Below are 16,900 nucleotides of genomic sequence, written 5' to 3' on the forward strand. Positions count from 1 at the left end.
AAAACGGATGCCAATTATTGTGCCAGGCTTAACCCTGAAGGTTCAACATGGACACCTTTCCAATAAAGGAGTGTGAAATGAAAAAAGTGATTTTAGCGTCGTTGCTGGTGATGATGAGCGCGGGCGTTTCAGCTGAAGAGGGCGGATACAAAGCAGGCGATACGCCGCCGCCGCAACACAAGCAGGATGCCGGCTATAAAGGGTCAGAAGATACCGGCCAGACCCACATCGATCAGATCCGCGATTTCCGTCAGGGCGGGTATGTGACGCTGGAAGGTTACATCGTGAAGAAAGAGCAGGGCGAGCGGTATCAGTTCCGCGACAACACCGGGACGTTACCGATTATTGCCCCGAAGAAGACCTTTGATGGTAAAACCTACACCGCTGAGGACAAAGTGCGCGTCAGTGGCAAGGTACAGGGCAAAGGGGATAAAACCACGCTGCATGTGTCACGCATCGAAGAGCCATAACAGACCGGGCGAGGTCGTGACCTCGCCCTTTTTTATTTAGTCTTTTAGCAGAATCGCCCGGCAGGTTTTGCCTTTGATTTTGCCCTGCTTAAGTTTCACCAGTGCCGCTTTGGCCTGATTTGCCTCAATCGCTACGTAGGCATGGGTCGGGGTCAGGACAATTTTCCCAATCTGCTCAGCGCGATAACCCGCTTCACCCGTCAGCGCACCCAGAATATCTCCCGGACGTATCTTGGCTTTACGGCCACCATCAATGCACAACGTCATCATGGCGGCAGGCAGTGGCTTACTGCTGCCCTTTTTCAGCGTGCTGGCTGAGACCCACGGCAGCTTCTGCTGCAGGAAATCTTCCAGCGCATGCGCACGCGCCATCTCATCGGCCGCGACCAGGCTGACGGCAACACCATGCTCGCCTGCACGCGCCGTACGACCAATGCGGTGCAGGTGAACTTCAGGGTCCCAGGCGAGCTGATAGTTGACCACCATCGCCAGCGATTTGATGTCGAGTCCACGCGCGGCGACATCGGTGGCGACCAGCACGCGACCGCTGCCGTTCGCGAAGCGAATCAATACGCGTTCACGATCGCGCTGTTCCAGGTCGCCATGCAGTGGCAGGGCGCTGATATCACGCGCATTAAGCGCCGCAGCAACATCATCACACTCACGTTTAGTGTTGCAGAAGACCACGCAGGATGAAGGCTGACGATCGCTGAGCAGGGCTATCAGCAGGCCCAGTTTTTCATTATGGCTGGCTTCAAAGAACTGCTGGTCGATTGACGGCAGTTCGCTGACATCTTCAGTGACAACGCTCAGTGCATCGCGCTGAAAGCGGGTGCTGATAGCGGTGATGCCGTCGGGCCAGGTAGCGGAAAAGAGCAGCGTCTGACGCGAGGCGGGCGTCGCTTCAATGATCGTTTCCATATCGTTCAGGAAGCCCATCTCCAGCATTCGATCTGCCTCATCCAGTACCAGCGTGCTGAGCTGGTCCAGCTTGAGATTTTCGCGGTTGATGTGGTCGAGGATACGACCCGGCGTGCCGACCACAATATGCGGTGGATGCACCAGTGAATCACGCTGTGCGCTCATCGGCTGTCCGCCACACAGGGTGAGCACTTTGATGTTGCGTGTGAAGCGCGCCAGCTGGCGCAGGACATTGCCCACCTGATCCGCCAGTTCACGGGTCGGACAGAGGATCAGTGCCTGCGTCTGAAAGCGGGTGCTGTCGATATGGTGCAGTAAACCAATACCAAAGGCAGCCGTTTTACCGCTGCCGGTTTTCGCCTGCGCGCGCACGTCGCGTCCCTGCAGAATGGCGGGCAGCGTAGCGGCTTGCACGGGCGTCATGCTGGTGTAGCCCATCTCGCGCAGGTTATCGAGCTGGCTGTCGGGAAGCGAATTGAGGGTAGAAAAAGCGGTCACGGGCGCGGCCTCTGAGGCTGAAAGTGTAGGGCATTATTGCGGGGCAAGTCTGGCAGAAAGCACGCCTGACAGCAACGGGAACCTCGATGGTTAGCGGTATGAAACTAAATCTGCCGGTGCGCTTAGGAATAAGCTGAAGTTTACTGAAAAAAGGTGGTTTATTTTTATAGATTAACGCCGGCTTAACGTGGTTGTTCCAGAATGACGATCGGTTAATACCAGTAATTATTTTATAAGTGACCGTTTTTAAAAAAAATTTCATTGTTAATCAGATAAATCCTCAAATAAGACTCCAGTAATAGAATTAATCATTAAAAAATATCACCACTGGTGCCGATAAAAATCCTGATCTAATTGCTTTATATTTATCGCGCCATATTCCTGGTACAACGACCGGTAGAGGGTATTTGCATTGAGTAATAGCATCCAGGGACCACATGAAAATGTGCTTAAAATAGTAGGCCGCGCCGTACTGACACTGCATGTTCATGGCGAGAGTTTATCTGCGGATAAAATCGCATCCATGATCGGCTGTTATGCGGAAGATGAGCCCTGTGATCAGGAAGATCGTCGCTTATACGCGCTGGCAATGGAATTAATGTCGAATGATCAATGGGCCAAAAGCGCGTAACCCGCACTCCGCTCAGGTAAATGCAGAGCCTCCCGTGTGGAGGCTCTGTTGTTTTTAGGGGGCGTATCAGGGGACAGGTTTAGGCAGTAAGGTCGCTGCTGGCAAATCCTGAGCAGGTATGTGTTAGCCGCAGAGCAGGCTTCAGGGAGCATATGCCCTCGACAAAGACGCAAAACCGCTATCTGTGGCCCGCTATGCTTTGCTACAGGCATAGGCTTCCTTCGCTTCACGTCCGGCAGACGCTTCCCGTTTCAGGACCGTCGTTGCTGGTAAACCACGGGCACTGGGAATCTATCAGCAATAAACAAGCTTAAAGCGCAGGCAAGCCGGTCAGAAGAGGAAAGCATCCCGCCGCCTGGAAAAAAACGCCGGGAGCGTTTTTGAACAACGCAATGCGTTGGCCCGTTTACGGGCGCACCTCATGGATGAGGTGCGTAATCGCGCGGGCCGAGCCGCCATGGATGGCTTAAGCGCCTTTCCGATCTGACCGGTTTCCCTGAGCAGGCTCGATCTCGCCGCTAGCTGAGAAGGCTCAGACCGAGGCCAGCGCAAAGACCGGTTTACCGCGTGAGAAGGTCGCCACTACCGGTGAAATGCGCGCCACGGCTTCAGCGGAACAGCTCGCTGCTACCAGTATCATGCTCGCATCATCGCCCGGCGCAGGCCACTGACGTTCGCCCTGAGCAGAGAGCGGCAGCCGATCGTCTGTGGCGATGGCCAGCGCCCGCGACAGCGAGAACTCGTCCGAACCACGATAGAGCTGCGCATAGAGATTCGCTTTTTCCAGCATGCTGCCGGTGCCAAACGGGGACCAGTGATCGATCACGCTGTCGGTGCCGGTCATCACTTTGATGCCCGCCGCCTGCAGCTGTGGAACTGGCATAGTGAGCCTGCCAATCGGCAACGTGGAAGCGACGCTGAATTGCTGCTCTGCCAGCCCTTCGATCATGTTATCCAGCGCACTGCCGGTGAGCGTCGCCAGCGCAAAACCGTGGCTCAGCGTCACTTTACCTTTCAGCACCGAATTCTGCGCCACTGTGTCAATCATGTACTGAATCGCCGCCACACCAGCCGGTGAGGTTTCATGCAGATGAATATCCACGCCGCGCTGATAGTCGAGCGCAATCTGAAACATGGCATCCAGCGACTTCTCCATCGCGCCATCCACGTTAGTGGGATCCAGCCCGCCGACATATTCAACGCCGTGCTGCATCGCCTCACGCATCAGGCCATCAACCTGCGAATGCAGCAGGCCGTGCTGCGGGAAGGCAACGATCTCGCAGGAAAAAGCAGGATGACGGGCTAATGCCGCCTGCAGATGTTCCAGACTTTTCAGGCCGCTGACCGGATCGATATTGCAATGGCTGCGGGCGCGGGTAGTACCTTTGGCGTGCAGCAGGGCGATCAATCCTTCGGCACGGGCCTGGGAGTGCGGCAGCAGCTGCGGAATCAGCACCTGCTCGCGTGCAATCATATCCATGATGGTTTTGCCCTGACGTGGACGTGGAGCCTGCCACGGACCGCCGTAGAAGGTTTTATCAAGATGGATATGCATATCCTGCGTAGCGGGCAGCAGCAGCGCCTCCTGCGCATCCCACGACGGTAGCGTGCTGTCACCCTGGCCCGCCGAGGTCAGTTGGTCAATTTTGCCGTCGCGCACGCTGATGTCGTAAAGACCGGTCCGGGTCGCGACGACGTCGTCATCCTCGCGGATAAAACCCTCTTCCAGTCGCACATTGCGCAGCAGATAGTGGTCCTGTTGGGGCAGGGCGGCGGGCTGGTCGGGATTGATGGCGGGCAACGATGAGCGGGTGGCGGCACTGGCCTGACCGAGACCGGCGGCCAGCAGGCCGCCTGCGGCGGTCCAGCGAACGCTTTGCCCCAGGAAATCACGGCGGCTCGGCGAAGAGGAAATAGGCATCAGAGGCTCCTGCAAAATGAACAAGATCTTAATCTGACAAACGACGCGTCACCCTGCTGCGTTATTTTCCACTGACGGCTATTCGATATTTCACTGCCAGCGCAGCTTGCCGAATGCCGCCAGTGACGCCGCCAGTTCGCGCTGCAGCGGATCCTGCGGATGACGGCAGAACAGCGCCAGTTCAAAGGTATTAATCACCGGCAGACCCTGTTCAGGACCCAGCACCCGATGCTCGGTCAGACGGCAGCTGGCAGGCAGTAACGTCAGCCCAAGCCCCTGTGCACTGGCGGCGGCCAGCGCGACCAGGCTGGCGCTGCTGTAGCTGATGCGCCAGCTTCGCCCCAGCGCATCAAGCGTCTGACAGACCTCATCGCGATAGAGCCCCTGCTGGGGAAACAGCACCAGCGGCACCGGCGTCTGCTCAAAGCAGGGCCACTCTGCACTGTCGAGCCACAGCAGCGGTTCAGGACGCGACGCCAGCGGACGCTCGCCAGCGGGCTGTTTAATCAGCATGATGTCCAGCTCTTCACGCTGCCAGGCACGACGAAGCTCCACCTGCATACCGCTCATCACATCCAGCCGTAGCTGCGGATGATCACGACTGAAGTGCGCCAGCAGACCGGTCGTGGGGGCGGCAAAATCTTCCGGCACGCCAAGGCGCAGCACGCCATCGCGCCACTGGTCACTCAGCACATCGTGCGCTTCCCCGTTCAGCGCAATAATTCGCCGGGCGTAACCTAAAAGTTTTTCGCCTTCTTCGGTGATCTGTACCTGATGCGAAGAGCGGACCAGCAGCTCTTTGCCGACCATCTCCTCCAGCCGCCGCACCTGCTGGCTGACGGTAGACTGCGACAGGTGCACTCTGTCGGCGGCGCGGGTAAAGCTGGCGGTTTCGCACACCGCCACAAAGCTGAGCAGCTGTTGCGGAGTAAACATCGGCTGACGATTCATTTTTCCACTACCTGGCAGAGTAATATTTCATTTCCAGATAGTAGCGACTGCTGTCAGGCTGGCAACTTTTAATGGCGTAGATTTCATATGAAGAGAGAGAACAACCTGCTGCTGGCGGCGCTGGTGCTGGCCGGGCTGAATATGCGGCCACTGATGACCTCGGTCAGCCCGTTACTCGGTGAGCTGCGGCAGAGCATCGGTCTGTCACCGCTGGCGTCCTCGCTGCTGCCTGCGGTGCCGATGATGATGATGGGTGCCATTGCCCTGTTCAGTGCGCCGCTGATGCAGCGCTTTGCGGTGCGCAAATTACTGCTGGGCGGGCTGTTGCTGTTGCTGCTGGCGCTGGTGAGTCGATGGTTTGTGACGGACGGACGCGGGCTGGTGCTGACTGCCGTGCCGGGTGGGGCCGGCATTGGTATCGTCCAGATGGCGATGCCAGGGTTGATACGTCAGCGCTTTGGCAGCCGCAGTGCGGGCGTGACCGGACTATGGGCAGCGGCGCTGATGGGTGGCGGCGGGATTGGCGCAGCGATCTCGCCGTGGCTGAGTGCACATGCAGGCTGGCAGGGGGCACTGAGCAGCTGGGCGCTGCCGGTGGTGCTGGCTATCCTGCTCTGGCTGTTAATCACCACCACGCCGCCCGCAGCCCGCACGCAGGCCGACGCGCTGCCTTCGCTGTGGCGAAAAACCCGCGCCTGGACGCTGGCGCTGAGCTTCGGGCTGGTGAACGGCGGTTACGCCATCTGTGTTGCCTGGCTGCCCGATTTTTACCATCAGCGTGGCTGGAGTGCGCAGGCGGGCGGTTCACTGCTCGGTATGATGATCGGCTGTCAGGTTACCGGTGCGCTGCTGCTGCCGTTGCTGGCGCGGGGCCGCGATCGTCGTCCATTGCTGCTGCTCACCCTGGCTATGCAGTTCTGCGGCATGCTCGGCTTCCTGTTTGCACCACAGCTGGCACCGTGGTTCTGGGCGGGGATGGCGGGCTTCGGGCTGGGCGGGGCGTTTCCGCTGGCACTGGTGCTGGCGCTGGATCATCTGAAGCAGCCCCAGGCTGGCGCGCGGCTGGTGGCCTTTATGCAGGGCGTCGGCTTTATTATTGCGGGCAGCATGCCGTTTATCGCCGGTCAGTTGCATACACTCACCGGAAATTTTACCAGCGTCTGGATTCTGCAGGCGACGGTCACGCTGCTGCTGATTGTGCTTAATCTGCGTTTTCATCCGCACAGCTATCAGCGCGCCTTCCCGGAGATAAATTGCTGATTTTGGTCCGACCAATTCCGGTAATATTTTTCTCTGGTTCACACTCCGGGAAAATTCGCCCAACTTCTGTTGCCATAGATTAACAATGCATTAACTATCTGTTGCCATAAGCCCCGATACAGCGGTTTGGTCTGACCAATCCGGGGCAGATGGCATACAGTGCTGCCGCTGCATGCCACATCACCTTTTCCTCTGGAGATACTGGCATGCAGATCTGGCAACAAAACTACGATCCGCTGGGTAATATCTGGCTCTCAAGCCTGGTCGCGCTGATCCCGATTCTGTTTTTCTTCTTTGCACTGATTAAGCTGAAGATGAAAGGCTATCTGGCCGCCACCACCACCGTGGTGCTGGCGCTGCTGGTGGCGCTGTTTCTCTATCAGATGCCCGTTGCCCAGGCGCTGGCCGCCGTGGTGTACGGTTTTCTCTATGGGCTGTGGCCGATTGCCTGGATTATTGTCGCCGCCGTGTTCGTCTACAAAATCTCGGTCAAAACCGGCCAGTTCGATATTATCCGTGCCTCTATCCTCTCCATTACCCCCGATCAGCGTCTGCAGATGCTGATTGTCGGCTTCTCGTTCGGGGCGTTTCTGGAAGGCGCGGCGGGCTTTGGAGCGCCGGTGGCGATTACCGCGGCACTGCTGGTGGGGCTGGGCTTTAATCCGCTCTACGCCGCCGGGCTCTGCCTGATTGTGAATACCGCGCCGGTCGCGTTTGGCGCAATGGGCATTCCGATTATCGTGGCGGGTCAGGTCACCGGGCTGGAAAGCTTCGCCATCGGCCAGATGGCCGGACGCCAGTTGCCGCTGCTGACGCTGATTGTGCTGTTCTGGATTATGGCGATTATGGATGGCTGGCGCGGCGTGAAAGAGACCTGGCCAGCGGTCGTTGTGGCGGGTGGATCCTTTGCCCTTGCCCAGTTCCTCAGCTCCAACTTCCTGGGGCCGGAGCTGCCCGATATTATCTCGTCGCTCGCCTCGCTGATTTCGCTGACGCTGTTTCTGCGGGTCTGGAAACCGGTGCGCATCTTTCGTTTTGCCGATGCAGAGGCGAAGCACGGCGATGTGCTGCAACCGCCACAGAAGTATCGGCTGGAGCAGGTGATCCGCGCCTGGATGCCGTTCCTGTTTCTTACCGCCACCGTCACGCTATGGAGCATCCCGCCGTTTAAAGCGCTGTTCGCCAAAGGTGGTGCACTTTATGAGTGGGTGCTGGCTGTGCCGGTTCCGATGCTGAATGAGCTGGTGGCGCGGATGCCGCCCGTGGTCGGCAGTGCGACGCCTTATCCGGCGATCTTTAAGCTGGATCTGGTTTCCGCCACCGGCACTGCCATTTTAATTGCGGCGATTATGGCGATGCTGTTCCTGCGCATGAAGCCAAAGGCAGCGCTGCAGACTTTTGGAGAAACCCTGAAAGAGCTGGCGCTGCCGATCTACTCCATCGGGATGGTGCTGGCCTTTGCCTTTATCTCTAACTACTCCGGTCTCTCTGCCACGCTTGCTCTGGCGCTGGCGCACACCGGCCATGCATTTACTTTTTTTTCGCCGTTCCTGGGCTGGCTGGGCGTCTTCCTGACCGGATCCGATACCTCATCGAATGCGCTGTTTGCCGCGTTACAGGCGACGACCGCCCAGCAGATCGGCGTTTCCGATGTTCTGCTGGTGGCGGCAAATACTACCGGCGGTGTGACGGGTAAGATGATCTCGCCGCAGTCGATCGCCATCGCCTGTGCGGCGGTCGGGCTGGTGGGAAAAGAGTCCGACCTGTTCCGGTTTACGGTTAAACACAGTCTGATTTTCACCTGTATGGTGGGGGTGATTACCACACTTCAGGCCTACGTCTTCCCCTGGATGATCCCATGAGCAACACGCCCGATCCGCTGGTGACGCGCCTGCGGGCCTATATCATCGAACATCAGCTCGAACCGGGCATGCGCCTGCCCGCCGAGCGCCAGCTCTCTGCTGAACTCGGCGTCTCACGTTCCTCGCTGCGTGAAGCGATACAGCAGCTGATCAGCAGCGGCATGCTCATCAGCCGGCGCGGCGGCGGTACCTGGATTCGTCAGCAGCTGGCACCCTGGTCGGAACAGCGCATCGTCGAACCGATTCGCCAGCTGCTGCGCGACGATCCCGACTACCGTTACGACATTCTGGAAGCGCGACATGCCATCGAGGCCAGTACTGCCTGGCATGCAGCACTGCGTGCCACCGACGCCGACAAAGAGAAGCTGCAGTACGCCTTTGACGCCACCCTGAAGCTGAAAGAGAGTGACGATCCCGACCTCGCTGCCCAGGCGGATGTGCGCTTCCACCTGGCGATTGCCGAGGCGTCACACAATGTGGTGCTGCTGCAGACCATGCGCGGCTTTTTCGAGCTGCTGCAGTCGTCGGTGATGCAGAGCCGTCAGCGCATGTACACCCAGCCAGCCATTTTTGCCCGCCTGACGGAACAACATCGGGCACTGCTGGATGCGATCCTCGCGGGCGACGCCGACGCGGCCCGTCAGGCGGCCATGCAGCATCTGGGCTTTGTCCACACCACGCTGAAAAACCTCCATGAAGATGAAGCGCGCCAGGCGCGCATCACCCGCTTACCGGATAACGACACACGCAACCCAAAGGAATCTGACTGATGATTATCTCAGCTGCCAGTGACTATCGCGCCGCCGCGCAACGTATCCTGCCGCCGTTCCTGTTTCACTATCTTGATGGCGGGGCTTACGCCGAGCACACCCTGCGACGTAACGTGGAGGACCTTTCTGACGTGGCGCTGCGCCAGCGCATTCTGAAGAACATGTCGGAACTCAGCCTCGAAACGAAATTATTTAATGAAACCCTGTCGATGCCGGTTGCGCTGGCACCGGTCGGCCTGTGTGGCATGTATGCCCGTCGCGGCGAAGTGCAGGCGGCGCGCGCGGCCGCCCTGAAAGGCATTCCGTTTACCCTGTCGACAGTCTCAGTCTGCCCGATTGAAGAGGTGGCCCCGCAGATCAATCGTCCGATGTGGTTCCAGCTTTACGTGCTGCGTGACCGCGGCTTTATGCGCAATGCGCTGGAGCGCGCCAAAGCCGCCGGTTGCTCAACGCTGGTGTTTACCGTGGATATGCCGACGCCGGGCGCGCGCTATCGCGATGCGCACTCCGGGATGAGCGGCAATCACGCGGGGCTGCGTCGTTACTGGCAGGCGGTTACCCATCCACAGTGGGCGCTGGATGTGGGGCTGCAGGGCCGTCCGCACGATCTGGGGAACATCTCCGCCTATCTCGGCAAGCCGACCGGGCTGGAAGATTATATTGGCTGGCTGGCGAACAACTTTGATCCTTCTATCAGTTGGAAAGATCTGGAGTGGATCCGCGAGTTCTGGGATGGGCCGATGGTGATTAAGGGCATTCTCGATCCGGAAGATGCGCGCGACGCGGTACGTTTTGGCGCGGATGGCATCGTGGTCTCGAATCACGGCGGACGCCAGCTGGATGGCGTGCTCTCCTCGGCGCGTGCGCTGCCAGCGATTGCCGATGCGGTCAAAGGTGACATTACTATTCTGGCAGACAGCGGCATTCGCAACGGGCTGGATGTGGTGCGGATGATTGCGCTGGGCGCAGACAGCGTGCTGCTGGGACGAGCGTTTATCTATGCGCTGGCGACCCATGGACAGCGCGGCGTGGAAAACCTGCTGAACCTGATTGAGAAAGAGATGCGCGTGGCCATGACGCTGACCGGCGCAAAATCGATAAGTGAAATTACCCGCGATTCGCTGGTGCAGGCGGAGGCGCTGCTGACACCAACAAGCACGTTATCACGTCCCCGCGCGGTGAGTTAGCCTGCGAAAATGAATGTATTGTCTATACTTAGCTTCTTTACCAACAGGAGGAATGACATGACCATTCATAAGAAAGGTTCGGCGCACTGGGAAGGCGATATTAAAGGCAAAGGCACCGTCAGCACCGAGAGTGGTGTACTGAGCCAGCAGCCTTATGGCTTTAATACCCGTTTCGAAGGCGGCAAAGGCACCAACCCGGAAGAGCTGATTGGTGCAGCGCATGCGGCCTGTTTCTCCATGGCACTGTCGCTGATGCTGGGCAATGCAGGCCATAAGCCGGAAAGCATTGATACCACGGCTGATGTGTCGCTGGATAAAAAAGGCGAGGGCTTTGCCATCACCAAAGTGGCGCTGACCAGCACCATCTCCCTGCCGGGCATTGATGAGTCGACCTTCGACGAAATCATCAAAAAAGCTAAAGCGGGCTGCCCGGTTTCTCAGGTACTGAACGCGGAAATTACGCTGGATTACACCCTGAACAACTGATGCCGGCAATGGGTCGCCTTTTAGCGGCCCGGACGTTATGCTATGCCTCCCGGTCCTGTTGCTGACCGGAACAGATGCGCCTTCTGGCGCATCTTCGCTTTCTGACCAGAGGAAATCGGGGTGACAAGATACCGGGCGGCTAAAAAATACTGGAAGATGGTGCTGGTTCTGTTGTGCATTTGCGGCGGGCTGCTGCTGATACGCTGGGCTGCCATGATCTGGGCCTGAGCCGATGAAGTGGATTAGTCGCCACTCGCTGGGCATATTAGTGATGGTAATTATCGTACTGGAAGCGGTTCATTTTCTGCTCACCGCCTCATGGCTGCCGTGGTGATAAACGCATTCAGACAAAGGCATCCTCGCGCCGTTTAGTCCGCACGTCGCTGCGCGCGATGCGATAAGCCTTACGCGGGTCGCCCACCACAAACTCAAAGGTTGGCGTGTAGTAAAATGGCAACCAGCCGCCATAGCTGCTCTCCCACTCCCATCGGACGGGGCAGGGCCACAGAATGCCATCATACAAAAGATAATAAACCCAGCGTCCTCCAGGACGACGGGGGCGTGATGTTTTCATGGGATTCACAACGGTAATGGGTAACAACAGCTTATATTTTGTACGCTAAAGCGCCAGCTTGCAATGTTGCAGCCCCGCTTTATTGAATCTGGTCCTGAATCAGCGATGGACCTCACCACAAAGCAGGACCACATTCGGTCTGACTTTATGAATACGGTTTGCCATCGTTTCACAGTCCACCTTCGTCGGATAGATACGCTCCGAGACCGGCAGCGCTTCGCAGGCATCGTAGCCACACGCGCTCACTAACAACACAAATCCTATCAACATAGATCCTCTCCTTTACACGGTCTGGTGGTCCGGACTGTGGTGCTTTTTATCCTTTTTTAACATCCAGTATAGACAAACGTGACGGGGCGGCATTGTCAGTGTGAGCTATGACCTGCCAGGCAGCAGTCTGCGGCGGGATGAGGGCTGTGTAAGACGAGGGCGCAGGCGGGGAGTCAGCCAGCAAAATACCAGGCGGGCAGCAGCGCAATCAGGTTATTCAGGGTGTGCAGGAAGATGGGCAGCGCCAGACTGTTACTCCGCAGCCGCGCATAGCAGAGCAGCAGTGAAAACAGCGTCAGAGCGATAAGGGTCTGCCAGTGCACATATTGTGTATGCATCACCGCAAACAGCAGGGAGGTCAGCAGCATGCAGGCGAAGCGACTGCGCGGCGCCCACAGCAGAAAACCCTGTAACAGGAAACCGCGGAACAGCACCTCTTCAAACACCGGCGCCAGCAGTACGGCGGTCAGCAGCAGGATCAACAGCGAATTGCGTCCCTGCTGGGCCTGCATCACCAGCCAGCCTTCCGGCTGCATGAACTGCATCTGTGCCGCCATCAGCACAAACAGCGCGCCGGTAAACAGCAGGGTTTGCAGCGTATAAAGTTCACCCAGCGGCAAATCGGTGCGGCGCTGGCAGTAGAAGCGATAAAGCGGATAGATAACAGCAAATTCAAACAGGCAGAGTACGGGCACCAGCAGGCCGTCATTACGCAGCACGCTGTAATTAGGGAACAGCGTGATCAGCATGGTAACCAGGTAATAGACCACAAAGCTGCCGACGTAGAACAGCGTCAGGGTCACTCTGTCGGAATTGGTGTTCATAGGCGACTCAGCCAGCGAAGGTAAGCGCATAGTAGCAATGCACCCGATCGCTGTCGAGTGAGCCTGTTACACATTATTTAAGCGCAAAATGTTAGCCGCAGACTAAACACCAGAGTACCCGGGCCGATAACTGATGAAACTAATCTGGCCAGCAACGCATGTTGTATTGCAGGCCTGTGATCTTAACCCCTGGCTGTGTAGTGAGCACTCTTAATGACTTTTAACCCTCCGGCGCCGCCGTCGCCGCCATTCAGACATGCCGCTGAAGATCGCACTGTCCGCTTTACGCGGCGCAGCCTGCGTACGCTTTCGCTGCTGCTGTCTGGTGTGCTGGTGCTCTCGATGCTGATGGTGCTGATGATTGCGCAGCGTCAGAACAGCGCATCGGTTGAGCATGACCGCATGCTAATGCAGCAGACGTGGCAAAATCGTCAGGAGGCGATGGTCACCGATATCCGGGATTATGCCTTCTGGGGAGAAGCCTGGCGCAATCTCCATGTCAGGGTGAACAAGGTCTGGGCGTTTGACGAAGAGAACTTCGGACCGGGTCTTTACGAAGAGTATCACTATGAAGGCGTGTTCGTGGTCGACGGCAAAGGACGCACGACCTACAGCGTGATTAATGGGCAGATGGCGGATACGCCACTGGAAGCCTGGCTGGGTAATGAGACAGCGGTGCTTATTGCAGCAGCGCGTCAGCTCAATAATAAAGCGATGACCCGCAATGCGCTGATCAATCATCTGCCCGCGATTGTGGTGGCTGCACCTATCAGCAGCGGTAAACTGCCGAATGTGCCGCCTATGGCCGGACCTGCGTCAATCATGGTGTTCGTGAATCTGTTCACACCCGCCAAATTACAGGCACTGGGCGCGACGCTGGATGTGCGCGAACTGCGTCTGCCCGCCAGTGAAGAGGATGCCCTGCGTGAACCGCGAATGGTACTCCCGTTGGCAGGCGGGGAGCCGATTGTGCTGCGCTGGACGTCAAAAATGCCGGGCATGGGCCTGATCGGGTTGCTGCTGCCACTGCTGCTGATGACCGCGATCATCATCGGTATCATCACTCATCGCGTCAGCCGCCATGCGCTCTCCAATGCGATTCTCTCTGACCGCCGCTTTGCCATGCTGGCAATCAGTCAGCAGGAGCTTGCCAACAGTGAAGCGCGGTTTCGCGATCTCGCTGAGGCGGCGTCAGACTGGATCTGGGAAACGGATGAAGAGGGCCGTCTGATCTATCTGTCAGCGCGTTTTCATACCCTTACCGGCCACGACATCACACACTGGCTGGGACGTCACATCGATCACCTGCTGACCCATCCCAGCCATTCGCTGGTCGCCTGGCTGCTGCGGCAGGAGGCGGAAGAGCAACAGATGCCGCTGCGCTGTCAGTTTATGTCGGCTCAGGGTCACCGTCGCATCGGTCAGCTGGTGGCTAAAACCATCTGGCATGATACGCGACGTATCGGGTTTCGTGGCACGGTATCGGACATCACCCAAGGCATGGAAGCAGAGGCACGCATTCAGTTTCTGTCGCGTCACGACGTTTTAACCGGTCTGTCAAACCGCGTGCAGCTGCTGGAGTTTCTGACGCTGCACCTTGCGCTGCCTGATGGCGCTGCGCCGCTGACGCTGATTACCCTCGATCTCGATCAGTTCCGGCCAATCAATGAAACCTGGGGCCATGCGGCGGGCGATGAGGTACTGAGCCAGATAGCGCAGCGTCTGAAACACTGTATCGGCCCGCAGGAGCTGGTGGCGCGGCTGAGCGGAGATGAATTTGTCCTCGTGTTGCGGGAAACGAACCGTGAGCGGATCGATCAGCGTTGTGCTCAGCTGGTGCACGAGGTTCAGCAGCCAGTCAGCACCGGCCAGCATGTTCACTATCTCACCATCAGCATGGGTATTGCCTGTGCGCCGCAGGATGCCAGCCATCCGGAAGCGCTGCTGCAGATGGCGGATATCGCACTGAATGAAGCACGCGATGCGGGACGTAATCAGTGGGTCTGGTATGCCAATGAAATGGCGAGCCAGCGCGAAGATAAGCGTGAAATGGCGCGGCGCATTGAGAAAGCGCTGACTAACAACGAATTTCGTCTGCACTATCAGCCCCGTTATCAGCTGCTGACCGGTCAGCTGGCTGGCGCTGAAGCGCTGATTCGCTGGCAGATTGCCCCGGATCAGTGGATTACGCCTGACCACTTTATTCCGCTGGCGGAAGAGAGCGGTCTGATCGCCACTATCAGCGACTGGGTTCTGATGCGCGCCTGCCAGGATGCGCTGGGCTGGGGCGGCGATCGCTATGTGTCAGTCAATATTTCGCCGATGGAGTTTCGCACCAGCGATCTGGTGCAACGGGTGGCAGATGCGCTGGCGAAAAGTGGTCTGCCAGCGACAAGGCTGGAGCTGGAGATCACGGAGAATGTCACCTTTGAACATCCACAGCATGCGCTGGAGGTGATGCAGGGCTTACGGTCGCTGGGGGTGAGGTTAACCGTTGACGATTTTGGCACCGGCTATGCCGCGCTGGGCTACCTGAAGACCTTCCCGTTCAACGGTCTGAAGATCGACCGCTCATGGATGAAAGATTTCCCGGAGTCGCAGCAGGCGCAATCGGTCGTGGCGGGCATTATTGCGCTGGCACGTGCTTTTGCGCTGACGATCACGGCGGAGGGAATTGAGACAGAAGCGCAGCTGAACCAGCTAAAACAGCTCTCGTGCGAAGAGGGGCAAGGCTACTTCCTCGGTCGGCCGATGCCGCTGGCTGCATTCAGTACGCTTCTGGAAAGAACAACGCAAAATCAGGCTGAGCCGGTTTAACGGACTTTGACCGCCACGGCGGTCATCAGCATTGCGCAGACAACAAAAATAATCAGTTCCATCATGACCTCCACAGGGCTAAGAATAGTCTTAAGATAGTGTAGCGGCTCACTGTGCTTTTTTTAGGCAGTGAGTGCGATTAATCTTAAAAAATGCCCCTGTGTGACACCCGGATCTGCGCTCACTGTAACAACTTTACCTTTTCCGGCTTCTGGTCAGCAGGCACGCTTTGCTACTCTTGGGGCAGGTTTTACACGTCCAACAGGAGAACAAACGTGAAATTTTATGGAAAAGGGCTGCTGGTAGTGGGTCTGTTTGCATTAACCGCCTGTCAGTCTGCCAGTAAACCTGACACTGCCAGTGTGCCGCAGGATCCTGAAGCCGACCGCTGCGGTGCCTCTCAGTTTCAGAACTATGTCGGCAAACCGTTAACCGTGCTTCAGGGTCAACACTTTGAACAGCAGGTGCGTCCAATCCCCTATAATTCTGCGGTCACCATGGACTTCAACCTCAACCGGCTTAACTTCCTGGCCGACAAAAATGGCAATATCAGCTCAGTTTATTGTGGCTGACGGCCGGTCTGTCATAGGCTTGTCATAACGGCAGGCGAGGATAGCAGCGCGTTTAAGAAACTTCCTCGTCACACAATAAAGAGTGCTCGTCTTGTTTATTCCCGCCCCGGCGGGAATTTTTTTAGCGCCTTCGGGCCGGAACAGGAGCGGAGAAGATGAAACGCATATTCGTGGCACTTCTGCCCACGTTGTTACTCAGCAGCACACTGGCACAGGCCTCCAGTGAAGATGCCTGGCAGAAGAGCCGTCAGATCATGACACAGGCGTGTATTAATGCCAGCCACCTGAGCAAAGTAAAGGTACTGGGCGAGCCGATTGAGTATGACGACAACACAGGTTACAGCGCACTGTTGCTGGAGGGGCGCTATCCCCAGCAGCATATGAAAAACAGGCGTGGACGGGAGCTTTGCCTGTTTCGGCGCAGCAGCGGACGGGCCAGCGTCAGCGAAGCGGATAAACTGCGCTGGGTGAAGTAAACCGCCGCTTTACACCTCCGGCTGCGTGTCGATGAGCTGTGCCAGCAGGGTGCGATACCGCTGCAACTGCGCCTCATCGCCTTCGACTTCCAGTTTGTCGATCACCCGCGCAATCAGTACCTTACTGGTCGCGGGTTCTCCCGCCTCCATAATTTCACGCAGAATAACCGCCAGCAGATCGGACTCTGGCGGTGTTCGCCAGTTCGGGCTGTTGAAATAGTCACTGATAGCGCGGCTGGCACTGTTCGTTTGTACTCTCATTTCCCTACCTCCGCTGAAACACTATCCCGACCCTTACGCAGGTATAAGGGCATCTATGCATGTCATAAGCTGAACTGCCTCAGCGTAGCCGGATGGTCTGGACCGTTTTTTTGCGGAGGACGTCGCGCCAGGCAGAATGATCACCACAT

17 protein-coding genes are annotated in these 16,900 nt (G+C 57.5%); 10 read left to right on the top strand and 7 right to left on the bottom strand.

Annotated features, from left to right (window positions below):
* The first annotated feature begins 77 nt into the window (after positions 1–77).
* Complete coding sequence (locus tag AC6I8C_RS04040) at positions 78–470, top strand: YgiW/YdeI family stress tolerance OB fold protein (RefSeq protein ID WP_033731697.1); 393 nt, start codon at positions 78–80, stop codon at positions 468–470.
* A 36-nt stretch (positions 471–506) separates the two neighbouring features.
* Here the strand turns inward: AC6I8C_RS04040 and dbpA are convergent, their stop codons facing one another.
* The 3 genes from dbpA to AC6I8C_RS04055 all read right to left on the bottom strand — a co-directional run bounded on the left by dbpA (position 507) and on the right by AC6I8C_RS04055 (position 5,392).
* Positions 507–1,889, bottom strand: a complete 1,383-nt coding sequence (gene dbpA, locus AC6I8C_RS04045; RefSeq protein ID WP_013356918.1) for an ATP-dependent RNA helicase DbpA — start codon at positions 1,887–1,889, stop codon at positions 507–509.
* Positions 1,890–3,052: 1,163 nt separating this feature from the next.
* Positions 3,053–4,441 carry an amidohydrolase family protein gene (locus tag AC6I8C_RS04050; protein WP_497821671.1) on the bottom strand — a complete coding sequence of 463 codons (1,389 nt, stop codon included), beginning with the start codon at positions 4,439–4,441 and terminating at the stop codon, positions 3,053–3,055.
* 90 nt (positions 4,442–4,531) lie between these two features.
* Positions 4,532–5,392, bottom strand: coding sequence for a LysR family transcriptional regulator (locus AC6I8C_RS04055; protein WP_497821672.1), 861 nt, complete (start codon positions 5,390–5,392; stop codon positions 4,532–4,534).
* An 87-nt stretch (positions 5,393–5,479) separates the two neighbouring features.
* Between AC6I8C_RS04055 and AC6I8C_RS04060 the strand changes: the two genes are divergently transcribed.
* The 6 genes from AC6I8C_RS04060 (at position 5,480) to yniD (ending at position 11,185) form a co-directional block, all read left to right on the top strand.
* Positions 5,480–6,652 (top strand): cyanate transporter, encoded by a 1,173-nt coding sequence (locus AC6I8C_RS04060; protein WP_497821673.1) that lies wholly within the window; start codon positions 5,480–5,482, stop codon positions 6,650–6,652.
* Between the two features lie 206 nt (positions 6,653–6,858).
* A complete protein-coding gene (lldP, locus tag AC6I8C_RS04065) occupies positions 6,859–8,514 on the top strand; it encodes an L-lactate permease (RefSeq protein WP_497821674.1) in 1,656 nt (551 codons plus the stop codon).
* Positions 8,511–9,284, top strand: coding sequence for a transcriptional regulator LldR (gene lldR / locus AC6I8C_RS04070; RefSeq protein ID WP_497821675.1), 774 nt, complete (start codon positions 8,511–8,513; stop codon positions 9,282–9,284). Before lldP ends, lldR begins: the two co-directional genes overlap by 4 nt.
* The gene (gene lldD / locus AC6I8C_RS04075; RefSeq protein WP_497821676.1) at positions 9,284–10,471 is read left to right on the top strand and encodes an FMN-dependent L-lactate dehydrogenase LldD; all 1,188 of its coding nucleotides are present in this window, start codon (positions 9,284–9,286) and stop codon (positions 10,469–10,471) included. Before lldR ends, lldD begins: the two co-directional genes overlap by 1 nt.
* A 57-nt stretch (positions 10,472–10,528) precedes the next feature.
* Positions 10,529–10,957, top strand: coding sequence for an OsmC family protein (locus tag AC6I8C_RS04080; RefSeq protein WP_497821677.1), 429 nt, complete (start codon positions 10,529–10,531; stop codon positions 10,955–10,957).
* A gap of 156 nt (positions 10,958–11,113) precedes the next feature.
* A complete protein-coding gene (yniD, locus tag AC6I8C_RS04085) occupies positions 11,114–11,185 on the top strand; it encodes a small membrane protein YniD (RefSeq protein ID WP_370581736.1) in 72 nt (23 codons plus the stop codon).
* A gap of 115 nt (positions 11,186–11,300) precedes the next feature.
* Here the strand turns inward: yniD and AC6I8C_RS04090 are convergent, their stop codons facing one another.
* From AC6I8C_RS04090 to AC6I8C_RS04100, 3 genes are all read right to left on the bottom strand, one after another.
* Positions 11,301–11,531, bottom strand: a complete 231-nt coding sequence (locus AC6I8C_RS04090) for a hypothetical protein (protein ID WP_033731707.1) — start codon at positions 11,529–11,531, stop codon at positions 11,301–11,303.
* A gap of 99 nt (positions 11,532–11,630) precedes the next feature.
* A complete protein-coding gene (locus tag AC6I8C_RS04095) occupies positions 11,631–11,801 on the bottom strand; it encodes a hypothetical protein (RefSeq protein ID WP_003850083.1) in 171 nt (56 codons plus the stop codon).
* 173 nt (positions 11,802–11,974) lie between these two features.
* Positions 11,975–12,625 (bottom strand): CPBP family intramembrane glutamic endopeptidase, encoded by a 651-nt coding sequence (locus AC6I8C_RS04100; protein WP_033732018.1) that lies wholly within the window; start codon positions 12,623–12,625, stop codon positions 11,975–11,977.
* A 213-nt stretch (positions 12,626–12,838) separates the two neighbouring features.
* On the opposite strand from AC6I8C_RS04100, the gene AC6I8C_RS04105 reads away from it, so the two are divergent.
* From AC6I8C_RS04105 to AC6I8C_RS04115, 3 genes are all read left to right on the top strand, one after another.
* On the top strand, positions 12,839–15,442 hold the full coding sequence (locus tag AC6I8C_RS04105; protein WP_497821678.1) for a bifunctional diguanylate cyclase/phosphodiesterase: 2,604 nt from the start codon (positions 12,839–12,841) through the stop codon (positions 15,440–15,442).
* A 275-nt stretch (positions 15,443–15,717) separates the two neighbouring features.
* Positions 15,718–16,014 (top strand): I78 family peptidase inhibitor, encoded by a 297-nt coding sequence (locus AC6I8C_RS04110; RefSeq protein WP_013356930.1) that lies wholly within the window; start codon positions 15,718–15,720, stop codon positions 16,012–16,014.
* Between the two features lie 155 nt (positions 16,015–16,169).
* Positions 16,170–16,490, top strand: a complete 321-nt coding sequence (locus AC6I8C_RS04115; RefSeq protein ID WP_497821679.1) for a hypothetical protein — start codon at positions 16,170–16,172, stop codon at positions 16,488–16,490.
* A gap of 9 nt (positions 16,491–16,499) precedes the next feature.
* Here AC6I8C_RS04115 and AC6I8C_RS04120 read toward each other — a convergent pair whose 3' ends face one another.
* On the bottom strand, positions 16,500–16,751 hold the full coding sequence (locus tag AC6I8C_RS04120; RefSeq protein ID WP_275219997.1) for a biofilm development regulator YmgB/AriR family protein: 252 nt from the start codon (positions 16,749–16,751) through the stop codon (positions 16,500–16,502).
* Positions 16,752–16,900: the final 149 nt, after the last annotated feature.

It is taken from the genome of Pantoea sp. X-Soil-YNGN-844 (assembly GCF_059730595.1).